37 protein-coding genes are annotated in these 22,436 nt (G+C 64.7%); 8 read left to right on the top strand and 29 right to left on the bottom strand.

The annotated features are described in order from the left end of the window. Positions 1 to 15: 15 nt before the first annotated feature. Positions 16 to 249, bottom strand: coding sequence for a BolA family protein (locus BM118_RS09450; protein WP_092184558.1), 234 nt, complete (start codon positions 247 to 249; stop codon positions 16 to 18). A 355-nt stretch (positions 250 to 604) separates the two neighbouring features. On the opposite strand from BM118_RS09450, the gene BM118_RS09445 reads away from it, so the two are divergent. Genes BM118_RS09445 through BM118_RS09430 form a run of 4 tightly spaced genes read left to right on the top strand, consistent with a single transcriptional unit; the run spans position 605 to position 2,487 of the window. Beyond that, a complete protein-coding gene (locus tag BM118_RS09445; protein WP_177234157.1) occupies positions 605 to 1,084 on the top strand; it encodes a hypothetical protein in 480 nt (159 codons plus the stop codon). Positions 1,085 to 1,091: 7 nt separating this feature from the next. Further along, entirely contained in the window at positions 1,092 to 1,421 is a 330-nt protein-coding gene (locus BM118_RS09440) for an iron-sulfur cluster assembly protein (protein WP_092186109.1), read from the top strand. 38 nt (positions 1,422 to 1,459) lie between these two features. Further along, positions 1,460 to 2,227 carry a dienelactone hydrolase family protein gene (locus BM118_RS09435; protein WP_092186108.1) on the top strand — a complete coding sequence of 256 codons (768 nt, stop codon included), beginning with the start codon at positions 1,460 to 1,462 and terminating at the stop codon, positions 2,225 to 2,227. Positions 2,228 to 2,241: 14 nt separating this feature from the next. Further along, positions 2,242 to 2,487 (top strand): hypothetical protein, encoded by a 246-nt coding sequence (locus BM118_RS09430; protein WP_092184554.1) that lies wholly within the window; start codon positions 2,242 to 2,244, stop codon positions 2,485 to 2,487. Here the strand turns inward: BM118_RS09430 and BM118_RS09425 are convergent. The 19 genes from BM118_RS09425 to BM118_RS09335 form a co-directional block, all read right to left on the bottom strand. Beyond that, positions 2,476 to 2,928 carry a group II truncated hemoglobin gene (locus BM118_RS09425; RefSeq protein ID WP_092184552.1) on the bottom strand — a complete coding sequence of 151 codons (453 nt, stop codon included), beginning with the start codon at positions 2,926 to 2,928 and terminating at the stop codon, positions 2,476 to 2,478. The genes BM118_RS09430 and BM118_RS09425 overlap by 12 nt on opposite strands. Before the next feature lie 207 nt (positions 2,929 to 3,135). After that, positions 3,136 to 3,585: a Rieske (2Fe-2S) protein gene (locus BM118_RS09420; RefSeq protein WP_092184550.1), complete on the bottom strand. Its 450-nt coding sequence runs from the start codon at positions 3,583 to 3,585 to the stop codon at positions 3,136 to 3,138. A 17-nt stretch (positions 3,586 to 3,602) separates the two neighbouring features. Next, the gene (locus tag BM118_RS09415; protein ID WP_092184548.1) at positions 3,603 to 3,827 is read right to left on the bottom strand and encodes a hypothetical protein; all 225 of its coding nucleotides are present in this window, start codon (positions 3,825 to 3,827) and stop codon (positions 3,603 to 3,605) included. 16 nt (positions 3,828 to 3,843) lie between these two features. Then, positions 3,844 to 4,152, bottom strand: coding sequence for a 2Fe-2S iron-sulfur cluster-binding protein (locus BM118_RS09410; protein ID WP_092186107.1), 309 nt, complete (start codon positions 4,150 to 4,152; stop codon positions 3,844 to 3,846). A gap of 34 nt (positions 4,153 to 4,186) precedes the next feature. Next, positions 4,187 to 5,386 (bottom strand): DegT/DnrJ/EryC1/StrS family aminotransferase, encoded by a 1,200-nt coding sequence (locus BM118_RS09405; protein ID WP_092184546.1) that lies wholly within the window; start codon positions 5,384 to 5,386, stop codon positions 4,187 to 4,189. Then, on the bottom strand, positions 5,383 to 5,652 hold the full coding sequence (locus BM118_RS09400) for a hypothetical protein (protein WP_092184544.1): 270 nt from the start codon (positions 5,650 to 5,652) through the stop codon (positions 5,383 to 5,385). The genes BM118_RS09405 and BM118_RS09400 overlap by 4 nt, the downstream gene beginning before the upstream one ends. Positions 5,653 to 5,664: 12 nt before the next feature. Beyond that, positions 5,665 to 6,024: a DUF3024 domain-containing protein gene (locus BM118_RS09395; protein WP_092186106.1), complete on the bottom strand. Its 360-nt coding sequence runs from the start codon at positions 6,022 to 6,024 to the stop codon at positions 5,665 to 5,667. Positions 6,025 to 6,034: 10 nt separating this feature from the next. Then, the gene (locus BM118_RS09390) at positions 6,035 to 6,274 is read right to left on the bottom strand and encodes a nitrogen fixation protein NifZ (RefSeq protein WP_092186105.1); all 240 of its coding nucleotides are present in this window, start codon (positions 6,272 to 6,274) and stop codon (positions 6,035 to 6,037) included. Next, complete coding sequence (locus tag BM118_RS09385) at positions 6,274 to 6,591, bottom strand: nitrogen fixation protein NifZ (protein ID WP_092184542.1); 318 nt, start codon at positions 6,589 to 6,591, stop codon at positions 6,274 to 6,276. The genes BM118_RS09390 and BM118_RS09385 overlap by 1 nt, the downstream gene beginning before the upstream one ends. Beyond that, entirely contained in the window at positions 6,588 to 7,361 is a 774-nt protein-coding gene (locus BM118_RS09380) for a 4Fe4S-binding leucine-rich repeat protein (protein WP_092184540.1), read from the bottom strand. The genes BM118_RS09385 and BM118_RS09380 overlap by 4 nt, the downstream gene beginning before the upstream one ends. After that, entirely contained in the window at positions 7,354 to 7,884 is a 531-nt protein-coding gene (locus tag BM118_RS09375) for a hypothetical protein (protein WP_441299751.1), read from the bottom strand. The genes BM118_RS09380 and BM118_RS09375 overlap by 8 nt, the downstream gene beginning before the upstream one ends. Positions 7,885 to 7,897: 13 nt before the next feature. Next, positions 7,898 to 8,206, bottom strand: coding sequence for a HesB/IscA family protein (locus tag BM118_RS09370; protein WP_092184536.1), 309 nt, complete (start codon positions 8,204 to 8,206; stop codon positions 7,898 to 7,900). A 12-nt stretch (positions 8,207 to 8,218) separates the two neighbouring features. Beyond that, positions 8,219 to 8,443, bottom strand: a complete 225-nt coding sequence (locus tag BM118_RS09365; protein WP_092184534.1) for a 4Fe-4S binding protein — start codon at positions 8,441 to 8,443, stop codon at positions 8,219 to 8,221. A 10-nt stretch (positions 8,444 to 8,453) separates the two neighbouring features. Further along, positions 8,454 to 10,016 (bottom strand): nitrogenase cofactor biosynthesis protein NifB, encoded by a 1,563-nt coding sequence (gene nifB, locus BM118_RS09360; protein ID WP_177234156.1) that lies wholly within the window; start codon positions 10,014 to 10,016, stop codon positions 8,454 to 8,456. 288 nt (positions 10,017 to 10,304) lie between these two features. Next, positions 10,305 to 11,171: an SIR2 family NAD-dependent protein deacylase gene (locus BM118_RS09355; protein ID WP_092184532.1), complete on the bottom strand. Its 867-nt coding sequence runs from the start codon at positions 11,169 to 11,171 to the stop codon at positions 10,305 to 10,307. Further along, positions 11,171 to 11,392, bottom strand: a complete 222-nt coding sequence (gene nifT, locus BM118_RS09350; protein ID WP_092184530.1) for a putative nitrogen fixation protein NifT — start codon at positions 11,390 to 11,392, stop codon at positions 11,171 to 11,173. The genes BM118_RS09355 and nifT overlap by 1 nt, the downstream gene beginning before the upstream one ends. Further along, the gene (nifS, locus tag BM118_RS09345) at positions 11,389 to 12,585 is read right to left on the bottom strand and encodes a cysteine desulfurase NifS (RefSeq protein ID WP_092184528.1); all 1,197 of its coding nucleotides are present in this window, start codon (positions 12,583 to 12,585) and stop codon (positions 11,389 to 11,391) included. The genes nifT and nifS overlap by 4 nt, the downstream gene beginning before the upstream one ends. Positions 12,586 to 12,614: 29 nt before the next feature. Beyond that, positions 12,615 to 12,908 carry a NifU family protein gene (locus BM118_RS09340; protein ID WP_092184526.1) on the bottom strand — a complete coding sequence of 98 codons (294 nt, stop codon included), beginning with the start codon at positions 12,906 to 12,908 and terminating at the stop codon, positions 12,615 to 12,617. 38 nt (positions 12,909 to 12,946) lie between these two features. Then, the gene (locus BM118_RS09335; protein ID WP_092184523.1) at positions 12,947 to 13,267 is read right to left on the bottom strand and encodes an iron-sulfur cluster assembly accessory protein; all 321 of its coding nucleotides are present in this window, start codon (positions 13,265 to 13,267) and stop codon (positions 12,947 to 12,949) included. A gap of 328 nt (positions 13,268 to 13,595) precedes the next feature. On the opposite strand from BM118_RS09335, the gene BM118_RS09330 reads away from it, so the two are divergent. Continuing rightward, entirely contained in the window at positions 13,596 to 14,186 is a 591-nt protein-coding gene (locus BM118_RS09330) for a hypothetical protein (RefSeq protein WP_092184521.1), read from the top strand. A gap of 10 nt (positions 14,187 to 14,196) precedes the next feature. Here the strand turns inward: BM118_RS09330 and BM118_RS09325 are convergent, their stop codons facing one another. Continuing rightward, entirely contained in the window at positions 14,197 to 14,601 is a 405-nt protein-coding gene (locus BM118_RS09325) for a Rieske (2Fe-2S) protein (protein ID WP_092184519.1), read from the bottom strand. A gap of 259 nt (positions 14,602 to 14,860) precedes the next feature. Here BM118_RS09325 and BM118_RS09320 point away from each other — a divergent pair, with 259 nt between their 5' ends. From BM118_RS09320 to BM118_RS09310, 3 genes are read left to right on the top strand one after another with little or no spacing between them, the layout of a single operon-like run. Then, entirely contained in the window at positions 14,861 to 15,310 is a 450-nt protein-coding gene (locus tag BM118_RS09320; protein ID WP_092186103.1) for a hypothetical protein, read from the top strand. Next, positions 15,310 to 15,585 (top strand): hypothetical protein, encoded by a 276-nt coding sequence (locus tag BM118_RS09315; protein ID WP_092184517.1) that lies wholly within the window; start codon positions 15,310 to 15,312, stop codon positions 15,583 to 15,585. The genes BM118_RS09320 and BM118_RS09315 overlap by 1 nt, the downstream gene beginning before the upstream one ends. 2 nt (positions 15,586 to 15,587) lie before the next feature. Next, positions 15,588 to 15,902, top strand: coding sequence for a hypothetical protein (locus tag BM118_RS09310; RefSeq protein ID WP_092184515.1), 315 nt, complete (start codon positions 15,588 to 15,590; stop codon positions 15,900 to 15,902). Positions 15,903 to 15,923: 21 nt separating this feature from the next. Here BM118_RS09310 and hspQ read toward each other — a convergent pair whose 3' ends face one another. The 8 genes from hspQ to nifK all read right to left on the bottom strand — a co-directional run bounded on the left by hspQ (position 15,924) and on the right by nifK (position 22,407). Beyond that, positions 15,924 to 16,241: a heat shock protein HspQ gene (hspQ, locus tag BM118_RS09305; RefSeq protein ID WP_092184513.1), complete on the bottom strand. Its 318-nt coding sequence runs from the start codon at positions 16,239 to 16,241 to the stop codon at positions 15,924 to 15,926. Between the two features lie 19 nt (positions 16,242 to 16,260). After that, a complete protein-coding gene (fdxB, locus tag BM118_RS09300) occupies positions 16,261 to 16,548 on the bottom strand; it encodes a ferredoxin III, nif-specific (protein ID WP_092184511.1) in 288 nt (95 codons plus the stop codon). 13 nt (positions 16,549 to 16,561) lie between these two features. After that, complete coding sequence (locus tag BM118_RS09295) at positions 16,562 to 16,762, bottom strand: CCE_0567 family metalloprotein (RefSeq protein ID WP_092184509.1); 201 nt, start codon at positions 16,760 to 16,762, stop codon at positions 16,562 to 16,564. A gap of 9 nt (positions 16,763 to 16,771) precedes the next feature. Further along, positions 16,772 to 17,242: a NifX-associated nitrogen fixation protein gene (locus BM118_RS09290; RefSeq protein ID WP_092184507.1), complete on the bottom strand. Its 471-nt coding sequence runs from the start codon at positions 17,240 to 17,242 to the stop codon at positions 16,772 to 16,774. Between the two features lie 11 nt (positions 17,243 to 17,253). Next, the gene (nifX, locus tag BM118_RS09285) at positions 17,254 to 17,649 is read right to left on the bottom strand and encodes a nitrogen fixation protein NifX (protein WP_092184505.1); all 396 of its coding nucleotides are present in this window, start codon (positions 17,647 to 17,649) and stop codon (positions 17,254 to 17,256) included. Between the two features lie 22 nt (positions 17,650 to 17,671). Beyond that, positions 17,672 to 19,054 carry a nitrogenase iron-molybdenum cofactor biosynthesis protein NifN gene (gene nifN / locus BM118_RS09280; RefSeq protein ID WP_092184503.1) on the bottom strand — a complete coding sequence of 461 codons (1,383 nt, stop codon included), beginning with the start codon at positions 19,052 to 19,054 and terminating at the stop codon, positions 17,672 to 17,674. 5 nt (positions 19,055 to 19,059) lie between these two features. Then, on the bottom strand, positions 19,060 to 20,727 hold the full coding sequence (nifE, locus tag BM118_RS09275) for a nitrogenase iron-molybdenum cofactor biosynthesis protein NifE (RefSeq protein WP_092184501.1): 1,668 nt from the start codon (positions 20,725 to 20,727) through the stop codon (positions 19,060 to 19,062). A 120-nt stretch (positions 20,728 to 20,847) separates the two neighbouring features. Next, on the bottom strand, positions 20,848 to 22,407 hold the full coding sequence (gene nifK, locus BM118_RS09270; RefSeq protein ID WP_092184499.1) for a nitrogenase molybdenum-iron protein subunit beta: 1,560 nt from the start codon (positions 22,405 to 22,407) through the stop codon (positions 20,848 to 20,850). Positions 22,408 to 22,436: the final 29 nt, after the last annotated feature.

The following is a 22,436-nucleotide window of genomic DNA, read 5'->3' as shown; positions in this document are numbered from 1 at the left end:
TCTATCCTTTCATATTCATTTCGGCACCGCCGTTTCGAGTGCGAGCGCATGCAGCGCCTCGCCCATTCTCCCCTTCAAAGCGGCGTAGACCATCTGATGCTGCTGAACCCGGCTCTTGCCGGCAAAGGCATGCGAGACGACACGTGCGCCGTAGTGATCGCCGTCGCCGGCAAGATCGGTCACGATCACATCGGCGTCCGGAAACGCTTCCCTGATCAATTGTTCGATGTCCGGCCCCGCCATCGCCATGTCGCACACTCCTACTCTGTCGCCCGCTCCATGCAAGCGCCAAACCAACTTCGGAACACGTGCTTTCAAAGGCACTTGCGCTCTTTGCGCCGGCACCATGTCCAACTTCCGACAACACCGCGCTCGTGCGTGTCGATGACCTGACGAACGCAGGCCGCCCTGCTCCGGACACCGCGCTGATGCCTCGCGGCGCCTCGAATCGATGCGGTTTCACATCGTTTTGCGCGCGGCCCGGCTTTTGCTTCGTGGGGACAGCACCCGTATTCCGATACGCTAGACGAGGAGCTCAAATGTCTCACCCGGACTCCAGTGGATTTGGCGTTCGATGCCGCATCCCGACGATGGCGGGTGGCGAATGACGGCTGTTCTCGTCGATTCCGACGGCATCAATTTCGGAGAGCTCGCGCCCGAGATCGACTCGCTGCTCCAGCAGGGCGTGGTCAGCTATCGACGTGACCCTCTCGAAGCCGATCGCATCTTCCGCCAGGCTCTGGACGCGGCACCGACCGAGCTTGCCGTCTATTTCTGCCTCTACAAGACCCACACCTATCGCGGCCGTCTCGACGAGGCCCAGAGCATCGCCGAGCGCGGACTGCGGGAGGCCGCGCACCAGGCCGGTTGGAGTTCCGACTGGCGAGGCTGGCAACCGCTGCCCGAGCCGCCGGATGGCGCCGGCCGCTTCGCGCTCTACACGCTGAAGGCGCTCGCCTTCATCCATCTGCGCAAGGACGAACAAAAGCAGGCCCATGAGCTGCTCGCTGCCCTGCGCCGGCTCGACCCCACGGGCGCGGTCGGCTGGCCGGTCGTTGCGGCGCTCGCCGAAGGGCTCCAGTGAGGTGGCGATGACGACCACAGAGCTCGCCGACAACGATACGCTGATCGCCGGCATCATCGCCGCGCTGCGGACCGTGCACGACCCCGAAATCCCCGTGAACATCTACGACCTCGGCCTGATCTACCGGATCGAACCGAAAGAAGACGGCCTGGTCGAGATCGACATGACGCTGACCGCGCCGGGCTGTCCGGTTGCCGGCGAGATGCTGTCCTGGGTGGAGAAGGCGGTGGTCGAGGTCGTCGGCGTCGGGAACGTCGTGGTGCGGCTGGTGTTCGATCCGCCCTGGGACACCTCGCGAATGACCGACGACGTCAAGCTCGAGCTCGGCCTGCTCTAACAAAAGAGCCTGGTCCCACCGAAGAGGAGAGGATGCAGATGATCGAACTGACCGCCAGCGACGGAGCGAGCTTCTCCGCCTATCGTGCCGAGCCTGCCGATACGCCCAAAGGCGCCGTCGTCGTGCTCCAGGACGTTTTCGGCGTCACGTCCGAAATCCGGAAGGTCGCCGATGCCTTCGCGGCCAAGGGTTACGTTGCGATCGCGCCATCGCTGTTCGACCGGGTGAAGCCGGGCGTCGACCTCGATCACGACGAGAGCGGCAAGGCCGAGGGTGCCGCAATCTGCGCGCAGATCCGCAAGGAGCAGGCGATCTCGGACATCCAGGCGACCGTCGATGCGGTGAAGGACGCCGGCAAGGTCGCGGTGGTCGGCTTTTGCTGGGGCGGCGACCTCGCCTACACCGCGGCCAACAAGGTCAACGGCATCGCCTGCGTGATCGGTTATGACGGCATCGAGACCGTCGCCGACTATCGCGAGAAGCGCAAGGTGCCGACGCTCCTGCATTTCTGCGAGGGCGATCCGGAGCTGCCGACGGAGGCAGTCACGCAGTTTCGCGCCTGGCGCCCCGACGTCAGCGCCTTCACCTATCCCCAGTCCGTCCAGGGCTTCGGTTGCGGCGAGCGCGGCAGCAATCGGCAGGATACCGCAGCGAAGGCGCTGGAACGGACCCTGTTCTGGATCTCGCAATATGTCGAAGGGCAGCAGCCGATCCTGCTGAAGAATGCGGGCGCCTATGCCCAGGCGAAAACCGAGAAGAAGAAAAAGAAGAAGGGCGACGACGATCTCGGACCACCGATGGATTGAGGGAGTCCCGCGAGATGCTGCCGACGACCATCCTCATCGACGACGCGCCGCGCTGCGTCGTGCGGCCGACCGACACCAAGGATCTCAATCGCTTCATCCGCAACGGCAAGGGATTCTTGCTCGCCGGGCGGCCCGAAGGCAAGATCACGCACCGGGCGGCGAACCAAACCGAGATGGGCAAGTGGCAGAGCGGCCTTGCCCTGCACAAGGCCTGGGGCGGTGCCGAGGACGAGTTCTTCGGACTGCCGCTATCGGATTGACGCCGCTCCCGTTGAGGCGTGCCCGCCACGCGCATCGTGCGGATTTCCCGCCTGGTTACGCATCCAGTCGGCGAGCCTGGTGAGTGCGGCATCGAGCTCACCTCGCGCCGCCTCATCGGCAACCGTCTCCTCCAGCGCGCCGCGCATGCAGAGCAGCCACGCATCGCGCTCGGCGCTGCCGATCGGAAAGCCCATGTGACGCTGCCGCAACCGCGGATGGCCCTTCTCCGGCGAATAGAGTTTTGGCCCGCCGGTCCACTCGGTGAGGTAGCGCTTCAGCACCTGCTTCGTCGATGTGAGGTCGTCCGCATGCATGGCACGAATGCCGGCGGCTCCGGGAAGTTCGTCCATCCGGCGATAGAAACTTTCCACCAGCCGGTCGATGACGACCGGGCCTCCGATCCGCTCGAACATTGAAACAGTGACCACCGTATCGCTCATGCCGATGCCTTCTCTGCTGCACGCGCCTACTCGTCCATGCTGGGCGACAGGATAACCTCGGCCGGCGCCCCGGGGCCTTGATCGGCGACAAACTCCAGCGTGGACACGCGCGAAAGTCCATCGCCGCTGTCCATCAGCACCACGGCGTCCTCCGGCAGCCCCTTCAACCGGTCGAGTAGTTGAGCGACGGTTATGCCCGGTGCTCCGCTAATCCGGATGGATCATGATGTCCATGGTCTCGTCATGGTCGTCGAAGGCGTCGAACGGGCGATCGTCCTCGACCAGCCGCTCGCCGCACAGGCAGACCTCACCATCGACCACCGCCAGCGCGATGGGCTGGAGATTCTTGCCGTTGCAGGGACCGTCGATGCAGAGCCCGCTGTCGATCTCGAACGTGGCGCCGTGACGGCCGCATTTCAGGAACGCGCGATCCTGCGTGAAGAAGTCGCCGCTGCCGATATTGAGCCAGACCCCGTCATGCGGGCAGGCGTTGACGTAACCGACATAGGCGTTGTCATGGGTCCGGATCACGACGATCGGGAACGGCCGGCTTTCGCCTGATACGTCGATGCGCGACAGGCTGAAGGCCCTGGCGCCGCCGCGCTCGATCGCGTCGCTCGCGCAGATCACGAAGACGTCGATCTCTTCCGAACCCATGGCATTCCTCCCGCCGGTCAGGCCGCCGCCGGCGCGGCCGCCTGCTTCAGCGCCGTGAGCTCGTCCCGCGTCAACCGGAACACGCCCCGCCCGCCCGCGAGCGTCTGGTAGACGTCGCCGGCCTTGTCGCTGAGGAAGTCGAACCAGGCCTGCGGCGCGAGGCCCTCGGGCCGCTCGCTGATCTCGACCACGGTACCGTTCGGCGCAAAGCGCGCGTGAAGAATGACGTTCTGTTTGTCCATCGTCCCGCTCCCGCGTTCAAAAGCCCGACGAGAAGCCGAGCAGCTCGATCTTGACGTCCTCGGTGCCGAGCACGGTGGCCTGGCAGGCAAGGCGCGACTTCGAGCCGACGCCGACGATCGAATCGAGCTTCTCGTTCTCGAGCCGAGCAATCTTCGACAGGCCCTTGCGCCCCTCCTGCACGAAGATGTGGCAGGAGCCGCATTTGGCCTGGCCTTCGCATTTGTGCGGGATCGCGATTTCGGCTCCGAGCAGCGCGGCGAGCAGCGTCGTGCCCTCCGCAACCTCGATGGTCTTGCCTTCGGGCATGACGGTCAGTGTGGTCATGGTCTTCATCCTCTCTGTTATGCGTATCCGTGGTTCAGTAGATCGCCGCTCCCGCGCCCACATTGATCGAGGCGTCCTTCATGGTCTCGACGATGAATTCGATCTGGCCGTCGGTGAGATGGGTATGGAACGGCAGCGCGACGGCGCGGTCGGCGATCTTCTCGGTGACCAGCAGGTCGCCGCGCCGATAGCCGAGATCGAAATAATGTCGCTGCAAATGCAGCGGATGGCTGTAGGCCGCCGCCTCGACCTGCTCGACCCGGAGATCCTCGGCAATGGCGTCGCGGCTGGAGCGGGTAAAGCGCGTGCCCAGATGGACGAGATAGAGGAACCAGTTCACCTCGGTCACATCGGGCGCGATATAGGGCGGCTTGATGCCCTCGAAGGACTGCACATGCGTTGCATAGAGCTGCTCGACCAGCCGTCGGCGTTCGATGATCTCGTCGATGCGCCTGAGCTGCGCCAGCCCGAGCGCGGCCGCGAGATCGCTGATCCCCGCCTGATAGGACGCCGCCGAGCTGACCACGACCGAGGAGCGCTCATTCAGCCGGTGCGAGCGGTGGCGCCGCAGCGTCACGGCAAGGTCGATATCGTCGGTGACGACCATGCCGCCCTCGCCGCAGGTCAGCAGCGAGGGCTGTGCGAAATCGAACACGGCGACGTCGCCGAAGCCGCCGACCAGCCTGTCCTTGTAGCGCGAGCCGATCGCCTCGGTGGAGTCCTCCAGCAGGAGCACGCCGTGCCGGGCCGCGATGTCGCGCAGCTCCGACCAGGGTGCCGGATGGCCGTTGGTGTTGGCCGCGAGGATGGCGCGCGTCCGGGGCGTGATGCGTTCCTCCACCTTCAGGGGCGCCAGCGTTCCGGACCAATAGTCGATATCGGCGAACACGGGCCGCGCGCCGGCGAGGCTGATCGCATGCGCGGTTTCGCGGAACGAATAGGACGAGGCGACGACCTCGTCGCCGGCGCCGATGCCATACGCCTTCAGCGCGAGCACGAGGCCGATGGTGCCGCTCGGCACCGCAACCGCATAGGCTCGGCCGACATAGGCGGCAAACGCAGCCTCGAACTCCTCCGCGAGCAGACCGCTGGAGAGCCGCGGCGAGCGCAGGACGGCATCGACCGCCCCGATCTCCGCCAGCGTGACGTCGGGATCGGAGAGCGGAATGAAACCGGTCTCGACCGGGACCTCGCCGGTTTCCACATCGTCATAGACGAGAGCAGGCTCCGTCATGACCGGACCGCCCGCCTTGCCAGCACGATGCCGGTCGCGCGTGCCGGATCGTCGGTGATCTCAGCGCAATGATCGGCACTGTCGAGCAGATGCAGATCGAACTCCGCAAAGCTTCGGTACGGCGTCTCCGTCACGTCGGACGCATCGCAGCGGATCCAGACAAGATGGGGGAATTTCTGCCGCAGTTCGAGATAGGCCCGCGGCGCCGCGTTTGGCGATGCCAGCATCTGCTCGATTTCAGCCAGTTCGATTGCCGCCACTGCCATTCCCCCACTCCGCTATTGCCAGAACACGCGCTCGGGATCGGCGTTCAGGGCATCGGTCACCGATGCCAGCCGCTGATGCACGCCATGCAGCTCCCAGGCGCCCGTCTCGTGATCCTTGCGAAACAGTTTCCAGCTCGCGCTCGCCGCATCGTGATGCAGCAGCGCGACGTCGATGACACCGCCCTCCGCGTCGATGTTCCGCGAGCAGCACGGGCTCTCGACGAGATAGCCGCCGGTCACGCCCGTGACCACCGGCGAGACGTAGCGATAGCGCTTGCGCGATCCGAGGGCGCGCTCGATCCGCCTGCGATCGAGCTCGTTGGGATGCGCGGGCAGATGCACGTCCGGCTGTCTGAGGACCGCTGCATTCATCATGGCATCCCTACAGCGGACTGATTTCTTCTTCGAGGCAGCCGACCACCAGCCGCTCACCGAACTCGACGAGATAGATCGGCAAATTCGCATCGGTATGCCGGCCGACCTGGACGATCTCGCCGGTGCCGCCGACGCCGACCAGGAGCCCCTCGGCCGGCGCATCGGGAAACGAGCCGTCATTGTGCAGGTCCACCGCGGCCTTCACGCGCTGGCCCCATTGATACTTCGGCAATTTGGGTTCGATCATCATGATGCAGCCTCCGGCAGCGGAATATCCTCGACCGCGTCGCGCGGGGTGACGGGATCAAGTTCCTTGCGCTTCATCCCGACGCGGTTGCCGCTTTCGAGGAATTCGACGCCATAGATGTAGAATTGCTGGAGAAAGGTGCCGATCGAGACCACGTAGCCAACCTCGCCCTTCCTGGCGAGGATGTCGCCGATCTCCTTGCCGGCATAGGTGCCGTCGTTGCGGATGGTGCGCTTGGCCCGCACCTTCTCGCCGAAAGAGAAGAACGGCGGGGCCGTCAGCTCGACGACGTCGCTGTCGCGTACGATGTTGCTCATGGGGACGCTCCGGTTCCTCGTTCCAGCCGCAGGGCGACCCGAGACAGTGCGACCTCGCGCACCAGGGCGTCCTTGTCCTCGACGAGCCCGGTGAGCTCGCCGACCGCCGCACGGCTCGCGACCTCGTGGCGGATGCGCCAATCCTGATCGCGACGCATGAGCACCAGGGATTCCGGCGACAGGCGCTGCGCGACCTCGAGCCGCACCGCGGCGTCGCGATCGTTGATCATGCCGAGCAGCCATTCGTCCGGTATCCGCCGGGCCACGACGCGGCGCACTTCAGCTTCCTCGTCGTCAATCATCCGGCCGAGCAGCAGCGGTGCCAGCCTGCGCGCGACGACGAGGCGGACATAGTAATCCGCATCGGACGCCATCGGCAGCAGCTCGTCGCCGTCGATCAGAGTGGCAACCCGCATCCTGACCTCGCGATGAGGATCCTTGCGCAATTCCAGCGCATAGCGCCTGGGCAGGCGGCGGACCGCGTTCCAGCGCACGGTCTCGTCGGCGTCGCCGAGCAACGGCGGAAGCAGGAACAGATTGGCGAACTTTGCCGCGATCGCGCGCACCTCGAAGTGCGGATGGCCGAGATAGCTGTCGGCAAGCCTGGAATTCCAGGTGAAGAAGCGATCGATGCGGCGCGCATAGCGATCGTTGACGCAGGCATGCCTGATCCGGCACCCACCGGTGCCGCTGAGCGCCAGATGCGCGCAAGTTCCGCAATCGACCTGTCGGCCCTGCCAGTCGAGCGCCTCGTCGATGTCGTCACTCATCGTCCTGCCCCATCCGGTCGAGCACGCCCAGCAGCACCTTGGCGCCGATCTTGTCGGTGGGATCGAGCTCGAGCAGCTTCTCGACCGCGAGCCGCCCCTCATCCGCCTGACCGAGGCGCATCCGCAAATAGGCGTAGCCCTTCAGCGAGAACAGGAAGAAACGCGGCAGGATGTTTTCATAGCGACCGAACTCCGCATCGCTCGCTCGCACGTGGCGCCAATCGGCCGGAAGATTGTTCTCCTGAGCCGCCTTCAAGAGGCAGCGCCGGGCGACATCGAGCGCCTCGGCAAGACGTCCCTTGTAGAAATAGAAGCGATAGAGACCGATCAGCACGGCGGCGTGACCAGGGGCGAGCGCCTCGGCTTCACGCAGATGACGTTCGGCAATGTCGTCCAGGTGATAGGAGAGCCCTGCCTCCCACAAATGATGTTCCGCCTCGCTCGGCAGCCCGCGCCCGAGCAAGGCACTGGTCACCAGCGCCTCGTTGATCTCGACTTGCGGACTGACAAACGTGTCGGACATCATTCGCGCCTGTTCAGTGATGCCCGCAGGAGACTTGCTTCGGATCGTGGAACACGAGCCCCGTCTGGGTCGGCGTATCCGCGAAATCGATGGTCACGCCGTCGAGCAGCAGCCGGCTTTCGGCCGGCAGGAACAGCTTGACGCCGTCGCGCTCGACCACCGCATCGCCGGCCTGCGGCTCGGCGCGCACGCTGACGTCGGCGGCGAGGCCCGAGCAGCCGCCCGGACTGACCGCGAGACGAAAGCCGCTGCCCGCGCCGCCGTCGACGCGGAGCATCATGCGCATGAACTTCTGCGCCGCCGGTGTAATGGTGAAGTTCATCCCTTTCCTCCTTCAGGCAGGCGCTTGGTAGCGCGGCAGTGACGTATCGACGACGCAGGTGTTGTCGACCGGGCAGACCGCCACGCATTGCGGCTCGTCGAAATGACCGAGGCATTCGGTGCATTTCTTGGGATCGATCACGAACGTCCCACCCTTCTCGCGGATCGCAACGTTCGGGCATTCCGGCTCGCAGGCCGAGCAGCTCGTGCACTGCGAGGCGATGATCTTGAACGGCATCGATCCCTCCTCAAGCCGCCGAGATCAGCGCGCCCTGGCGGATCGCGGCATCGCCGCGCTCCACGTGCTCGATCTCGCCGCTGTTGACCTTGTCGAGATAGGCCTTGAACCAGGCGATCGCCGACTTCTCGATGAACTCGTGGGCGTATTGATCGACCGGCTCGATGCCGGCCTTGATCAGATCGCCCTTCGGGCAGCCGCCGATCTTGGCGACGAACACGGCATGGCAATCGTTGATCGCGCGAATGATGGTTTCGAGGCTGTCCTCCTCGCCGTAGCCGCCCTGGCAGTAGAGATCGACGCGGCGATGACCGACGAATTTGGCGCCCGTGGTCGAGAGCTCGTAGACCTGGAACTCCTTGGCGTGACCAAAGTGCTCGTTGATCAGGCCGGAGCCCTTGGTCGCGACCGCGGCCAGCACCTTGATGTCGCTGGAGCTACCGGCGAGCTCGGCCAGCTCCTCCTGCTTGGCCGCGACCTTGGCGACGCGTTCCTCCTCGACCTTGGCCTGATAGGCCTTGCGGGTGTCGGCGTCGTACTTCACCTCCATCGCCATGATCTTCTCGGTGGTGAACTCGGCGCTGCGGTCCTCGCCGAGCAGGCCGACCGCGTCGGCGCGGCACTGCCGGCAGTGCCGCATCATGTTCATCTCGCCTTCGCAGGAATCCTGGAGCGCCTTGAGCTCTTGCGCGCTGGGGCCGCGCTGCCCGTTCAGGCCGAACACGGTGCCATGCTCGGGCGAGGAGATCAGCGGCATGATGTTGTGCAGGAAGGCACCGCGCGACTTCACGGCCTTGTTGACCTCGACCAGGTGCTGGTCGTTGATGCCGGGGATCATCACCGAGTTGATCTTGCAGAGAATGCCGCGCTCGGTCAGCATCTCGAGGCCCTGGAGCTGCCGATCGGTCAGGATCTTGGCGGCCTCAAAGCCGGTGTAGCGCTTGTGCTTGTAGAAGATCCAGGGATAGATCTTTGCGCCGATCTCGGGATCGACCATGTTGATGGTGATGGTGACGTGATCGACGTTGAACCGCGCGATGGCGTCGACGTGGTCGGGCAACGTGAGCCCGTTGGTCGACAGGCAGAGCTTGATGTCAGGCGCGGTCTTGCTGATCAGCTCGAAGGTCTTGAATGTCTTTTCGGGGTTGGCCAGGGGATCGCCGGGGCCGGCGATGCCGAGCACGGTCATCTGCGGAATGGTGGAAGCAACCGCCAGCACCTTCTTGGCGGCCTGCTCGGGCGTCAGCTTCTCGCTGACCACGCCGGGGCGCGATTCATTGGCACAATCGTATTTGCGATTGCAGTAGTTGCACTGGATGTTGCAGGCCGGCGCGACCGCGACGTGCATGCGCGCATAATGATGGTGTGCTTCCTCGCTGTAGCAGGGATGGTTCTTCACCTTCTCCCAGATCTCGGTCGGCAGATCGCCCTGCCCCGCCTGCGATCCGCAGCTTGCCTTGCCGCTGCCGCCGGTGGTGCCGCACCCCTTGTGCTCGGCGATGGCCTGCATGATCTCGCCGACTTCGGCGACGGGACCGTTGCTGCTCGCGTCGTGTTGCGCTGAAACGTCCATTTTCTCAGTTCTCCTTGCAGGCCGAACGGATTTCGCGGGGCTCTGATTTCGAGAAGCGTTCTAAGAGTCGTTCTGGAAAGGTATTAGCAACCCGCATGCCACCGTCGCGTCCGCAACTTTCTCGGCTTGCTTCAATGAGTTAGCGCGCGTGTTCGGGAATGTCGGGTTGCCAACGCGTGTTGGAAAGGTGACAGACGCGACATCATCGGCGACATGCATCGATGCGCAGCGGATCTCCGCGCGAAAACCAATTCGCGCGGAGATATCAGGTCGACAACGCGATGGAGGTCAGCCCGCCAGCACGAGCTCGATCGCGCGCGGGAGCGGGATGGCGAGCGGCATCAGACCCTGGCTCACCAGGAAGCGCAGCTCGTTCTTCGACAGCGCGTCGGGCTCCACGACGGCATAATGGATGTCCGCGGAACGCTTCGACAACTGCCGCGCGTAGGTTCGCAGGAGCTGGTCGTTGAAGCGGCAGCCGAGGAACAGGAAGCTGCGGCCGGTACGGCGCGCCTTCACCTCGTCCGGAATCGGCGTCTGGATGTCGATCTCGGTCAGCACCTCGACATAGTCGGCGTCGGAGATCAGAAAATTCTTCGCCGGCGCGACACTGCCGTGGGGCTTGTAGAGGATCGTGGTCCAGTCCTTGGCCTGTGCGCGATCGACCTCCTGGCCGGCGGCATCGTAGAACCGGTACCAGCGGTCCTCGCCGATGCCGGCACGAGTTATGCCCTGGATCTCGCCCCAGTCACTGCGCGCGGCAAGCGCGCTCCGCATCGCGCCATCGTACCAGCTGTCGACGATCAGCGGCAGTGGCAGGGTGGCGAGATGGCGATGCAGCGCGGTCGGCGCCACCGGGGTGGCAAAGGCGTCCGCCATCAGCGCTGTCACTGTGGCGCGATGCCTGGTGCTCTCGATGTGCTGCGCCGAGGCCCAGGCATTGCCCCTGGCGCGTCGCGGCAGCGCGACCCTGGTGCCGAAAAAGGCCGCCAGCGCTTCCGGATTCATCGGCACGGCCGGCCCGGCGAGCTCGGCGACGCCTGGTCCGAGATAGGGGATGACGTCGCCGCCGCGCAGCCGCGCGACGATGCCGCTGAAGATGGCTTCGGCATCGGCCGGAGCGGCGAAGTCGATCTGCGGGACCGGTGCGTTCATCACTCGTCTCCCTCTCCGCCGCGCTTCCTGGCGTTGACCGTGATCGGCAAATTGGTATCGGCGGCCATCTGCGGCAGGTCGAGCACCCAGCCATTGGCGATCCTGATCCAGCCGCCCCACAGCGTCGCATGCTCGCATTCCACGATCGGCTCCTCGAGATCCTTCTTCGGCACGTAGATCGACAGGCCGGTCTCAGGCGAGCGGCGAATCATGACTTTCATAGGCTGAGCTCCTCGGTAAGAGAGGTGCCGCTCGCGCGCTCTTGCCACGAAGGAGACAATGCTCTCAGTTTCGATAGGATGTCCGGCAGCACGTGCAGGACGCGGTCGATTTCCTCGGCCGTTGTTTCGCGGGACAGGGAAAAGCGAATCGCGCCGCGTAGCGCCCGCGGCGGCACGCTCATCGCGCGCAGCACGTGCGAGGGCTCCATCGAGCCGGAGGCGCAGGCCGATCCCAGCGAGGCGGCAATGCCGGCGCGGTTCAGATGATGGATGATCGCCTCGCCCTCGACATGCTCGAAGGCGATGTTCGCCGTATTCGGCAGCCGGCTCTTGAGGTCGCCCAGCACCATGCAGTGGCCGAGCCGCAAGATCCCCTGCTCCAACCGGTCGCGTAGCGCGGCGATTTGCGTCCGCTCCTGTTCAAATTGCGCCGTTGCAAGCTCGGCTGCCTTGCCGAGCCCGATGATGCCGGGCACGTTTTCGGTGCCCGCACGGCGGCGGCGCTCCTGCGGACCTCCCAGGATCAGCGGCTGGAATTTCGTCCCCTTGCGTACATAGAGCGCGCCGATCCCCTTGGGGCCGTGCAGCTTGTGGCCGGAGAGCGAGAGCATGTCGATCTCGGTGGCATTCAGGTCGATCGGAATCCGTCCGACGGCCTGCACCGCGTCGGTGTGAAACAGCGCACCGGCCGAGCGAGCCATCTTCGCCAGGAATTCAATCGGGAAGACCGTGCCGGTCTCGTTGTTGGCCCACATCACGGAGGCGATCGCGGTGCGCGGGCCGAGCGCGCGCCGGTAGGCCTCGATGTCCAGACGACCACGCGCATCCACCGGGATGAGATGGCTCTTGACGCCGCGGCGACCGAGATCCTCGACCAGCGACAGCACGGCGGGATGCTCCACGGCGGTGGTGACGATCTCGTCGCGTCCCTCCTGCACCGCGAGCGCAGACAGGATCGCCGCATTGTCGGATTCGGTGCCGCCCGAGGTGAAGACGATCTCGTGATCGAACGCAGCACCGATCAGGCCCTGCACGCGGCGCCGCGCCTCCCGCACCGCTCCGGCGACGTCGCTGCCGAAGGCATGCGCCGAGGATGCGTTGCCGAACTGTTCGGAGAAGAACGGCAGCATCGCCGCGACGACGGAAGGATCCGTGCGGGTCGTCGCGTTGTTGTCGAGGTAGATTGGCCGCACGGAAGCCCTCTTTCAGTGGCGAGCCTTGTTCAGTGACGGGGCTTGGCCGCCCCGGCAACGGGGATCAGGCGGACGAACTCGCCGAGCCGTTCGATCAGGCGGGCCTGGATGCCCTCCAGCGTCGCGCTGGCGAGCTTGCAGAACACGCAGGCCCCGGTGAGCCTGACCATGATCTTGTTGCCGTCGATCTCGAGCAGCTCGCAATCACCGCCGTCGCGCTTGAGATTGGGCCGGATCTCGTCGAGCACGGCGCGAACGATGCGTTCACGATCGCCGGGTTCGGCGGCCGGCAACTGCTTGAGATGTTCGGATTCGACGAGCATTTCATGTTCTCTTTCTTGCGGGGATCGAAGGACACGGCTCAGCTGAACGACTTGCCGCAGGAGCAGCTCGACTTCGCGTTGGGATTGTCGAAAGTGAACCCGGAGCCCTCCAGCGCGACGACGAAGTCGATCGTCGTGCCGTTCAAGTGCTCGTGGCTCTTGTTGTCGACGAACACCTTCACGCCGCCGCGCTCGATGACGGTGTCGTCGGGCTTGGCTTCCTCGGCGAGGCCCATCATGTACTTGAAGCCGGCGCAGCCGCCGGTTTCGACCATGATGCGCAAGCCGCTCGCCGGCTGCGCCGCCGAGGAGATCGCGGTCTTCACCGCATTCACCGCGCTGTCCGTCAGGTTGATCATCGCTCGCCCTCGCTGTCTGGGTCCGTTGCAATGAGGGATCGCAAGTCCCGTGCCAGAGCGCATACGTCTGAAACCACTGCGTTTTCACGTGGCCGGCCTGTTGCCTTTGCGACGCTTGTCGGGTTCACGACACGCGGCCCTGGCGACGCCGGGACAAACGAGACGGCAACGCGATACCGGGCGTTGCGCATCGGCTGCGCAAACCGGCCCGGATTCCTGCTGCATTCAAACTTTCGGCGCATACACGCGCGGTCGGCAAACTCCTTGCATAGGACCGGCCGAAACTTTTGCGCACGTCCGTGTGCGGCAATGAGACGAGGAGGCATTCATGACGTCGATCGACAACACCGCCCTTGGCCGCCTGGACAAGGAGGGCCGGCTGCTGAACGCCGTGCTGAAGGGCGACACCACCAAGCCGGGCCGCTTTGGCTTTCGCGGCGACATCGCGCTGAAATTCCAGGCCCAGGTCGCCGACGAAAAGCGGCCGCCGGATTACTCGATCGAGCAGGTGCTGACGGTGGCACAGGAGGGCGAAGAGACCATCCCGGTGCTCGCCGGCTATCTGCATTCCTTCGCCTATCTCGCCGACGTCGCCAAGGTGCTGGACGGCGCGCTGAGCCCGAAGGGCAGCTACTTCATGTTCTGCAACAACATCGACCTCCTGGCGAAATACCGCACCAGGATCGGCGACATCGAGTTCCGCGTGCTGCCCTGCGACGAATCGACGGTGTGGAAGGAGATGATGGACCTTGCCGGCGTCGACAAGAACGACATCAAGAAGCTCGATACCGCCGGCAAGCTCGACTACCTGCTCGACGCCGCCAGGGATCTCGACGGTTCCTTTGCCGAGATCTCCTACGAGGACGGCGTCGCCAGGATGGAGCCGGTGAAGAACCGCAACGAGAACCGTCCGGTCTGACGCAGTCGCCTCAGGCCTCTTCCTCGCAGGCCGTCTCTTCCTCCTCAACCAGCCTGACCCCGGTGACGCAGATGTCGCCGTCGAGCACGGCGAGCGCGATCGGCGTCAGGCTCTGGCCTTTGCATGGACCGTCCACGCAATTTCCGGTGCCGAGCTCGAAGGTCGCACCGTGCTTGCCGCACATCAGCCGGGTGCCGTTGCCATTCAGGAACTGGTTGCGCTCCCAGTCGAGGTTCACACCGTCATGCGGGCATCGGTTGAGATAGCCGAACACCTGCTTGCCCCAGCGCACGATCACGATCGGCCAGGGCCGGGGCGCGCCGTCCTCGCCGACGATCACGAGATGAAAGCCGATCGCCCGCTGGCTCGGAATGTCGTTGAAGGCGCAGATCGCATAGGCGGTATTCTGGTCCATGCTGTCCTCGTTGCGGTCGGATGCCTCGAAGGCATTGCAAGAACCGCGCTAGCGATGCGGCACGATGCGCTCCCTTTGTTCTGTACGGAATCCGACACGCCCCTCCTCGTTGTCGCGACGTCCCGGTCCGGTTCGGCATGCGGGCGCGGTTTGCGAGCAGATTTCCTCATATCCGGCGACGCGGCTCCATCTCGGCGCGCACGCAACGTGGCATGGAATTTGATGTTGTTCAGTCAGGCCCGTTGGCATGGAGAATGACATGAACGTCGCGTCCGAATTCGCCGCCTGCTCCGAAGACGAGATCAAGGCGCTGCTCGATGGCGGCACGCTGACCGTCTATTCGGTCGCGCGCCCGATCACCGCGGATCGCCCGGTCGATCGCAGTGAGGTGCTGGCGACATTCAGGTTCGCGAACCCCGCCTTCGGCGCCGATGTCGCCGGCGCGAACCTGGCGGTCAATCCCGTACCCGCGAGCAGCGTCGGCACGCCCGGCTTTGCCCGCGCCTGCAAGGCCGACGGAACCGTGGTGGCGGACTTTTCCGCCGGGCCCGGTACGCGCGAGGTCAAGTTCGCCGAGGTCTCCTGCTCGCAAGGAGCGCCCGTGAAGATCACCGCGTTCAAGTTCATCGCCGAAGGCGGCTGGCCGGAGCGGCCCGACTATTACGATGCCCATCCGCGCCCCGGCTTTGCCATGCCGATGGTGCCGTGATGCCCGCCGCAGCCGACGGGGGCGCGAGGCCGATCCACGTCCTGTCCGACGGAGACAGGTTCGAGCTGCGGGCAAGCGCCGATCGATCGGCCTACGAGCTGCGGACAAAGGCCGACTTCTTCGTCGCCCATCTCCTGGGCGAGGATGCCCTGCGCTTCGGCGCCGATTATCGCGCGGTGCGGCGGCAACATCTGGCCTGGAAGCCCGACCAGGCACTGGCGCAGCTCTGGGATGACGGTGGTTACATGTGGTTCGCGGCGCAGGAGGCCGAGTGACGATGGCGATATTGGTCAAGACCACACAGGACGGCCGCAAGCTCGAGGTTGTCGGGCTCGCAATCACGCTGGGCGGCAAGCTCGAAGCGAGCGAGCTGATCGAGGTGAAGGATCATCCCTATCGCCGCGCGATCCGGGCCGCCGTGCCGGATGCGACCCACATGGCAGGCCGCGTGCCCCTGACGCCGGAGGAAGCCGAAATCGTGCTCGCCGCGTTCAGGAACGCCGAAGCCGACATGCTCGCCAATCCCGTCGCCATTCACGAACGGTTCCGTATTGCCGCGATGATGAAGGCCCGTGAGCAGGGGATCGAGTGAGGCGCCGCGCGGTCGCCCGCGTCAATTCATCGATTGGCTGCGGCGGCGATAGCTGCCCGCCTCGCCCACGTCGAACAGGCTGCCGATGCCGGGGTGACTGACCGGCTCGCCGGAATCGTCGGGCTCCAGATCATGCTCGGCGATGCAGGCCACAAAAGGAACCTCGTCGTCTTCGGCGAACAGCCGATAGACCAGGCTCGGTGTCCTGCCGTTGGCCGCGGGCTCGGTATCCATACCGCCGAACGACGTATCGACGTCGAAGATGACACCACGCATCGCATAGAGGCGGTGGCGGATCACCTGGCCGATATTGTATCTGGCGAACTGGGTCTTGCTCATTGCTGATCCGGTACGGCGCTCAGGCGGCCGCGGGGGCGTGGGTCTGGCAGTTGGTCGGACAGACCCGCGCACAGGCGCCGCAGCCGATGCAGGCGCCGTCGTCGTTCATCACCATGACCTTCTTCTCGACCTCGTCATCATCATCATCGAGCTCGATCATCTCGCCGTCCTCGTTGATGCCCTTCAGCGTCATGACCTCGCGGCCGCAGACCTTGTAGCAGCGGCCGCAGCCGATGCACTTCTGGGCATCGATCGACACCAGATAGTCCGGCTTCCAATCGCGGCCGTCGCGGGTTGCGTAGGACATGGTCGAGATCCGGTTATGCCTTTTCCAGCGACTTGAGATCCTCACGCTTGCGCTCGAGCTCGGCGAAGGCGTCGTGGGCCTTCTGGGCCACGCTCAGGATCGAGGTCCAGTTGATCGGAAGCTCCTCCGAGAGATCGTGGAGGTCCATCTTGGCCTGCGTGGCTTTGGCCGACAGCTTCTTGATCTCGGCCTTCAGCGTTTCAAGATCGCTCATGCTCGAACCTCAGTAGTTTGCAACATCGGGAAACTTGCGGATCATCTCGACCCCGCCCGCGACATATTTGTCGCCTTCCGCCGCGAGCTTGCCGAGATTGTCGAATCCGAAGCGGTGCACGTCGCGGAGCTGCTTGTTGACGACGATGAGACGGCCACCGATCAGGACCATGCGGCCGAAGCCTTCGTGGTGCATCTTCAGCATCGGCGAGATCATCACGCCGGTCGCCTTCTCGATCGAGAGCGCAACCGCATTGAAGAACAGCTCCAGCCGCCAGATCGTATCCGGATCGGGATCGCCGACGATCGGCAGCGCCCGGCGCTTCTCCTTGTCGAGGATGTAGGGCTCGAGCAGATCGAGATCCTTCTTGCCCTCCCAGGCGCCGTGAGTGTCCTGGGCCCGCCAGATATTGATGAGCTCCTTGACGAACGGAGCATCTGCCGCGGAATCGGGTTGGATCAGTTCAGCCGCATCGACCATGTTCGTTTCCCTCAATCTTCGAAATCAAGCGTGCGTTCCTGGTCCTTGGCGAGGACCTTGCGCAGCCAGGGCGGCGGCGTGCCCTTCAGCACATCCTCGAGCTTGCTGCACAGGTCGGTGATCGCCTCCGGCTGCGTCACCTTCATCGGATGGATGTTGTTGGCAACCACCCGCGCCGCGCCGGAGCCGCCGATCGCCGCGACATAGAGGATCGTGCAATCCTTGATCGCCTCGATCTTCGGCGCGAGCTTGTCCTCGTTGCCATCCTCCTTGAGGTCTCCGTCGAACTGGATCGCCTCGACAAAGCGATGGCCGTCCGGATTGACGTCGTAGATGGCGATGTTCTTGGCCCAGCCGAAATGCGCATCCACGCGCTTCAGGTCCTGGGTGGCAAAGGCGACTTTCATCGATCTGGTCCCTCTTCTTCCGTCAGTGCAGTTGTGGCGGGACGACCTGAAGGCCGCTGTCCGTGGTCCGCCAGGTGTCGGGGGTCGGCTGATGGTTGGCCTCGCGGTCGGCGATGACCAGATTGGCCAGATCGAAGACCAGATCGCGCGTGCCGCGGTAGCCAACCGATAGCTGGTGACCGGCGCCGAGCCGGTCGAACATCGGAAAGCCCGCGCGATAGAACGGGATCTTCAGGCGCGAGGCGGCCTGGCGGCCGTGCGAATGGGTGATGAGGAGATCGCAGTCGCGCGCCTTGGCGCGCTCCTCGAGATCCTCAAGATCGCCGATCAGGACCTCCTGGGTCTTGATGCGTTCGAGCACGGGCGAGACCGTCGTGGTCACCGCGGCCGCGACCTCGGCGCCCATCTCGTGCAGCATGCTGGAGAGATCGAACAGCAGGTCCGGCTCGGCGCCGATCGCGAGCCTGCGGCCGCCGATGTGGAAATGTGTGTCCAGCATCGCGTCCGCGAGCTGGCCGCGTTGCCGGCGGTATTTCGTCGGGACCGGCCGGCCGCTGATCTCGCTCAGGAAGGCGATGAATTCGTCGTTGGGGACGAGGCCGCAGAGCCGCTCGAACAGGCGGAACGGCACGCCGGCCTTCTGCTGCATGGCTTCCGCCGCCCGCTTCATCTGGGCGCCGATCGCGATCGTCCAGGCCGCCTGCCCCATGGTGGCGATCTCGTCGACCCCGATGCCGCCGATCGTGGTCGGCGTGAACTCGTCCGGGATATGGCCGTCGAGCGAGCCGGCAAGGTCCGGCAGGAACGACGGCTTGAGGCCGAAATCCTCCAGGATCGTGCGCAGCTCGTCGAGATCGCCGGGCGTAAGATGGCAGCCCGGCAGGACGTTGACACGCGCGGGATCGCGCACAGCTCCGGCCTCGACCGGGTCGACCAGCACCTCGACCATGCGCGCGACCGTCTTCTCCCAGCCGTCCTGGAAGGCGTCCTTGAAGTCGGGCGTCGAGACGTAGACCAGCGGGAATTTTTCGAACTGCGGATGTCTTTGCCGGATCAGGCGAATGAAGCCCTCGACGTCGTCGCCCTTGGTCTCCGTGACGCCGGTCGAGTTGATGCCGATGATTTCCGGCTTGGTCCGATTGTAGATGTTGAGGATCGCCTGCTCGACATTCTCATAGCCGCCGAGCACGGTCGCGACCTCGCTCATTGCGGTGGTCTGCATCGGCACGGCTTCCTTGAAATGCCGCACGAACAGCGTCAGGCCGAACGAGGTACAGCCTTGCGAGCCATGAAGCAGCGGCATCGCCCCGCGCAGCCCCATGAAGGCGAACGAGCCGCCGATCGGCTGGCTCATCTTGAGCGGATTGACCGAGCAGGCCTTCTTCGAGGTGGTGACGATCGCCATCGGACCTACTCCGCCGCCTGGAGCACGGGCGCAGGCTGCGCGGCCAGAATGTCCTCGATCCGCCCCTTGCAGGCGCCGCAGCCGCCCGACGCGTTGGTACGCTCCTTGACGCCGTCGACCGTGGTCACGCCATGCGCGGCGATCGCGTCCTCGATGGTGCCGAGGTCGACGGTCTTGCAGAAGCAGATCTTCTTCGCCCTCCGGGTGGCCTCGGCGAGCACGGGATCGGCGGCGATCTCGGCAGCCTGCGCGTCCATCTGCGCGATCGCCTTCGCCTGCCAGTTCACGCCTGCATCGTCCCACGGCGCGGGACGGCGGAGCTGCGCCCACATCGGATTGTAGAGCGCCTTCTCGATCTCCTCCATGAGCCGGACCATGCCGATATAGCCCATATAGCCGTGGCAGCGCTCCTGGTTGATGTCGAGCCAGGGCATCGCCGCCTTCAGCGCGACGAACTGCGACTTGCCGCCGGACAGCATGATGTCGGCACGCGCGTCCTTCAGCATCTTGTACATCTCGCGCGGCGTCATATCGTCGATCATGTGGGCGTCCTGGCCCATCAATTCCTTGATGCGCTCCTTGTCCTCCTTGGTGGACTTCTTCACGGAGGTGCCGACGATCTCGAGACCCGCTTCCTGAAGCGCCGCGACCACGGACCACGACTTCACGCCGCCGGTGATCAGCAGCACCTTCTTGTCCTTGAAGCGCGGCTTGAAGCGCTCGATCGCGGCCCAGGCTTTGGCCTCCTCGCGTGCGATCACCGCCTCGGTGCGGTCCATCAGCTCCGCCGGCGCGCCGCGCTCGATCAGCATGCGCGCGATCTCGCGCAGCGAATCGCTGGAATCCTGGATGCCGTAGAAGGAACCCTCGAAGAAGGGGATGCCGTAGCGCTCCTCCATCTTGCGCGCGACGTTGATCATCGCCTTGGAACACACCATCATCGCGGCCTTCGCCCGGTGCGAATAGGCGAGCTCGCGGTACTTGCCGTCCCCGGAGATGCAGGAGAGGATGCGGATGCCGAGCTCGTCGAGCAGCGGCTTGACCTGCCAGAATTCGCCGGACAGGTTGTATTCGCCGATGATGTTGATGTCGTAGGGCGTGGTGTAGTCCGGCTCCTCGGTTCCGATCACGTGCTCCAGCAGCGCCTCGCCGGCGAGCTTGTTGCCGAGGTTCTTCGGGCCGACGAAGCCCGGCGAATTGACGGGAATGACGGGCTTGCCGAACTTGGTCGCGGCCGCCTTGCAGACCGCGTTGATGTCGTCGCCGATCATGGCGGGAACGCAGGTCTGGTAGACGAAGATCGCCGGCGGATCGTATTTCTCGATGACCTCCCTGATCGCCTTGTAGAGCCGCTTCTCGCCGCCGAACACGATGTCGGTCTCGTTCATGTCCGTCGTGAAGCTGCGGCGCCAGAGGTCGGAGCCGGAGGAAGCGCTACCGCGATTGTCCCAGGAATTGCCTTCGCAGGCGATCGGGCCGTGAACGAGATGGGCGACATCGGTGAACGGCTGGAGCGCGATCTTGGCGCCGTCGAAGGCGCAGCCGCCGGCGGCTCCGCCCGGCTGCAACTGCTTGGTGCAGCCCTTCTTGCGCTCCGCCTCGGACTTGTTGGCGTTCTTGCCGCAGCCCGGCTCGTTGAAGACATCCTGGATGGTCGCCGACAGCGAAGTCATTCATTTCTCCTATCCACAGACCCGCTGCGCGAGCGTCGTTGCCCCGCAGTCTCGATCACTTTGGCTAGACTTGTCGTCTGCCGCCGCCGGCTTGCGGGGCGGCGGCAGATATTCTCGACGTCAGCGGATGATGTCGAAGCTGTAGTCGGTCTTGGCCGGCACGTTGGTGTTCTTGTCGATCTCGTCGAAGATCTTGTCGAGAATCTTCACCAGCACGTTCATGCCGCCCTGATAGCCCCACACCGGATAGCGATGGTGATGGTGGCGGTCGAACACCGGGAAGCCGATGCGGATCAGCGGCGTGCCGGTGTCGCGCTCCAGGTACTTGCCGTAGGTATTGCCGATCAGGAAATCGACCGGCTCGGTGAACAGCAGCGAGCGCATGTGCCAGAGATCCTTGCCGGCATAGGCGTGGCAGTTCTTGCCGAACGGCGAGCTCGCGAACAGCCCCTCCATCTTCTCGGCCCAGGCCTTGTTGCCGTTGGTCGAGAGCACATGGGTCGGCTCGGCCCCGAGCTCGAGCAGGAAGGCCGCAAGGCCGTAGCAGAGGTCCGGATCGCCGTAGATCGCGAACTTCTTGCCGTGAATATGCGCGCTGGAGTCGGCCATGGCATCCACCAGGCGGCCGCGCTCCTGCTCCAGGGCCTTCGGGATCGCCTTGCCGGTGATCCGTGACAGCGCCATCAGGAGGTCGTCGGTGGCGCTGACGCCGACCGGGTGGTTGAAGGCAACGACCTCCTGGCCGTGACCGCCGATGAAGGGCAGCGTCTTCTCCGTGCAATATTGCTGCATGGAGATGGTTGCATCGGCATGGATCGCGTTCGCCGCGTCCTCCAGCGTAGTGCCGCCGTCATACATGCGGAACTCGCCGTCGGTCGGGGTATCGAACACGTCGCTGTTGTCGGCGAGGATCGTGTATTCGATGCCCATCAGCTCGAAGATGCGCTTCATCTCGCGGATATTGCCGACGGTGTAGCCGTCGAAGCCGCCGATGAAGTTGATCTTGCCGTTCGGCTTGCGCTCGAGCTTCGGCGCGGTGCCGGCCTTGCCGTCCCAGAAGTGCTCCAGGATGCCCTTCAGCGCGTTGTCATAGCCGGTGACGTGGCTGCCGACGAAGGCAGGCGTGTGGGCGAAGGGAACGTCGAACTCGGCCGGGACCGAGCCCTTCTCCTTCGACGTCTTGATGAAGGCGTTCAGGTCGTCGCCGATCACTTCCGCCATGCAGGTGGTGGAGACCGCGATCATCTTCGGCTTGTACATGTTGTAGGTGTTGGCAAGCCCGTCGATCATGTTGTTCAGGCCGCCGAACACGGCCGCGTCTTCCGTCATCGAGGAGGAGACGCAGGAGCTCGGCTCCTTGAAGTGCCGCGACAGATGGCTGCGGTAATAGGCGACGCAACCCTGCGAGCCGTGCACGAAGGGCAGCGTGCCCTCGAAGCCGACCGCGACGAACACCGCGCCGAGTGGCTGGCAGGCCTTGGCGGGGTTGACGGTCAGCGCTTCGCGGGCAAAGTTCTTCTCCCGGTATTCGGGCGTCTTGGCCCATTCGCGGATGCGCTCGACCTCCGCGGGATCGTGCGGATTCTCGAAGAGCGCTTTCTTGTTGGCCAGCATCTGCTGGTATTCCGGACCCCGGAACAGCTCGAAGTGATCGAGCACGTGTTCGGCATTCTGTGTCATCGTGGCACCTTCGTTGGATTTCGTGTTCG

Source organism: Bradyrhizobium sp. cf659 (assembly GCF_900113725.1).
Lineage (GTDB): Bacteria > Pseudomonadota > Alphaproteobacteria > Rhizobiales > Xanthobacteraceae > Bradyrhizobium.
Note: the sequence above shows the minus strand (reverse complement) of the source record. Positions and strands in the feature narration are given on the sequence as shown.

What these genes read in the sequence shown, in the direction of transcription:
- BM118_RS09450 (WP_092184558.1), bottom strand. Translation starts at nt 249, where the DNA reads ATGGCGATGGCGGGGCCGGACATCGAACAATTGATCAGGGAAGCGTTT.
- BM118_RS09445 (WP_177234157.1), top strand. Translation starts at nt 605, where the DNA reads ATGACGGCTGTTCTCGTCGATTCCGACGGCATCAATTTCGGAGAGCTC.
- BM118_RS09440 (WP_092186109.1), top strand. Translation starts at nt 1,092, where the DNA reads ATGACGACCACAGAGCTCGCCGACAACGATACGCTGATCGCCGGCATC.
- BM118_RS09435 (WP_092186108.1), top strand. Translation starts at nt 1,460, where the DNA reads ATGATCGAACTGACCGCCAGCGACGGAGCGAGCTTCTCCGCCTATCGT.
- BM118_RS09430 (WP_092184554.1), top strand. Translation starts at nt 2,242, where the DNA reads ATGCTGCCGACGACCATCCTCATCGACGACGCGCCGCGCTGCGTCGTG.
- BM118_RS09425 (WP_092184552.1), bottom strand. Translation starts at nt 2,928, where the DNA reads ATGAGCGATACGGTGGTCACTGTTTCAATGTTCGAGCGGATCGGAGGC.
- BM118_RS09420 (WP_092184550.1), bottom strand. Translation starts at nt 3,585, where the DNA reads ATGGGTTCGGAAGAGATCGACGTCTTCGTGATCTGCGCGAGCGACGCG.
- BM118_RS09415 (WP_092184548.1), bottom strand. Translation starts at nt 3,827, where the DNA reads ATGGACAAACAGAACGTCATTCTTCACGCGCGCTTTGCGCCGAACGGT.
- BM118_RS09410 (WP_092186107.1), bottom strand. Translation starts at nt 4,152, where the DNA reads ATGACCACACTGACCGTCATGCCCGAAGGCAAGACCATCGAGGTTGCG.
- BM118_RS09405 (WP_092184546.1), bottom strand. Translation starts at nt 5,386, where the DNA reads ATGACGGAGCCTGCTCTCGTCTATGACGATGTGGAAACCGGCGAGGTC.
- BM118_RS09400 (WP_092184544.1), bottom strand. Translation starts at nt 5,652, where the DNA reads ATGGCAGTGGCGGCAATCGAACTGGCTGAAATCGAGCAGATGCTGGCA.
- BM118_RS09395 (WP_092186106.1), bottom strand. Translation starts at nt 6,024, where the DNA reads ATGAATGCAGCGGTCCTCAGACAGCCGGACGTGCATCTGCCCGCGCAT.
- BM118_RS09390 (WP_092186105.1), bottom strand. Translation starts at nt 6,274, where the DNA reads ATGATCGAACCCAAATTGCCGAAGTATCAATGGGGCCAGCGCGTGAAG.
- BM118_RS09385 (WP_092184542.1), bottom strand. Translation starts at nt 6,591, where the DNA reads ATGAGCAACATCGTACGCGACAGCGACGTCGTCGAGCTGACGGCCCCG.
- BM118_RS09380 (WP_092184540.1), bottom strand. Translation starts at nt 7,361, where the DNA reads ATGAGTGACGACATCGACGAGGCGCTCGACTGGCAGGGCCGACAGGTC.
- BM118_RS09375 (WP_441299751.1), bottom strand. Translation starts at nt 7,884, where the DNA reads ATGTCCGACACGTTTGTCAGTCCGCAAGTCGAGATCAACGAGGCGCTG.
- BM118_RS09370 (WP_092184536.1), bottom strand. Translation starts at nt 8,206, where the DNA reads ATGAACTTCACCATTACACCGGCGGCGCAGAAGTTCATGCGCATGATG.
- BM118_RS09365 (WP_092184534.1), bottom strand. Translation starts at nt 8,443, where the DNA reads ATGCCGTTCAAGATCATCGCCTCGCAGTGCACGAGCTGCTCGGCCTGC.
- nifB (WP_177234156.1), bottom strand. Translation starts at nt 10,016, where the DNA reads ATGGACGTTTCAGCGCAACACGACGCGAGCAGCAACGGTCCCGTCGCC.
- BM118_RS09355 (WP_092184532.1), bottom strand. Translation starts at nt 11,171, where the DNA reads ATGAACGCACCGGTCCCGCAGATCGACTTCGCCGCTCCGGCCGATGCC.
- nifT (WP_092184530.1), bottom strand. Translation starts at nt 11,392, where the DNA reads ATGAAAGTCATGATTCGCCGCTCGCCTGAGACCGGCCTGTCGATCTAC.
- BM118_RS09340 (WP_092184526.1), bottom strand. Translation starts at nt 12,908, where the DNA reads ATGCTCGTCGAATCCGAACATCTCAAGCAGTTGCCGGCCGCCGAACCC.
- BM118_RS09335 (WP_092184523.1), bottom strand. Translation starts at nt 13,267, where the DNA reads ATGATCAACCTGACGGACAGCGCGGTGAATGCGGTGAAGACCGCGATC.
- BM118_RS09330 (WP_092184521.1), top strand. Translation starts at nt 13,596, where the DNA reads ATGACGTCGATCGACAACACCGCCCTTGGCCGCCTGGACAAGGAGGGC.
- BM118_RS09325 (WP_092184519.1), bottom strand. Translation starts at nt 14,601, where the DNA reads ATGGACCAGAATACCGCCTATGCGATCTGCGCCTTCAACGACATTCCG.
- BM118_RS09320 (WP_092186103.1), top strand. Translation starts at nt 14,861, where the DNA reads ATGAACGTCGCGTCCGAATTCGCCGCCTGCTCCGAAGACGAGATCAAG.
- BM118_RS09315 (WP_092184517.1), top strand. Translation starts at nt 15,310, where the DNA reads ATGCCCGCCGCAGCCGACGGGGGCGCGAGGCCGATCCACGTCCTGTCC.
- BM118_RS09310 (WP_092184515.1), top strand. Translation starts at nt 15,588, where the DNA reads ATGGCGATATTGGTCAAGACCACACAGGACGGCCGCAAGCTCGAGGTT.
- hspQ (WP_092184513.1), bottom strand. Translation starts at nt 16,241, where the DNA reads ATGAGCAAGACCCAGTTCGCCAGATACAATATCGGCCAGGTGATCCGC.
- fdxB (WP_092184511.1), bottom strand. Translation starts at nt 16,548, where the DNA reads ATGTCCTACGCAACCCGCGACGGCCGCGATTGGAAGCCGGACTATCTG.
- BM118_RS09295 (WP_092184509.1), bottom strand. Translation starts at nt 16,762, where the DNA reads ATGAGCGATCTTGAAACGCTGAAGGCCGAGATCAAGAAGCTGTCGGCC.
- BM118_RS09290 (WP_092184507.1), bottom strand. Translation starts at nt 17,242, where the DNA reads ATGGTCGATGCGGCTGAACTGATCCAACCCGATTCCGCGGCAGATGCT.
- nifX (WP_092184505.1), bottom strand. Translation starts at nt 17,649, where the DNA reads ATGAAAGTCGCCTTTGCCACCCAGGACCTGAAGCGCGTGGATGCGCAT.
- nifN (WP_092184503.1), bottom strand. Translation starts at nt 19,054, where the DNA reads ATGGCGATCGTCACCACCTCGAAGAAGGCCTGCTCGGTCAATCCGCTC.
- nifE (WP_092184501.1), bottom strand. Translation starts at nt 20,727, where the DNA reads ATGACTTCGCTGTCGGCGACCATCCAGGATGTCTTCAACGAGCCGGGC.
- nifK (WP_092184499.1), bottom strand. Translation starts at nt 22,407, where the DNA reads ATGACACAGAATGCCGAACACGTGCTCGATCACTTCGAGCTGTTCCGG.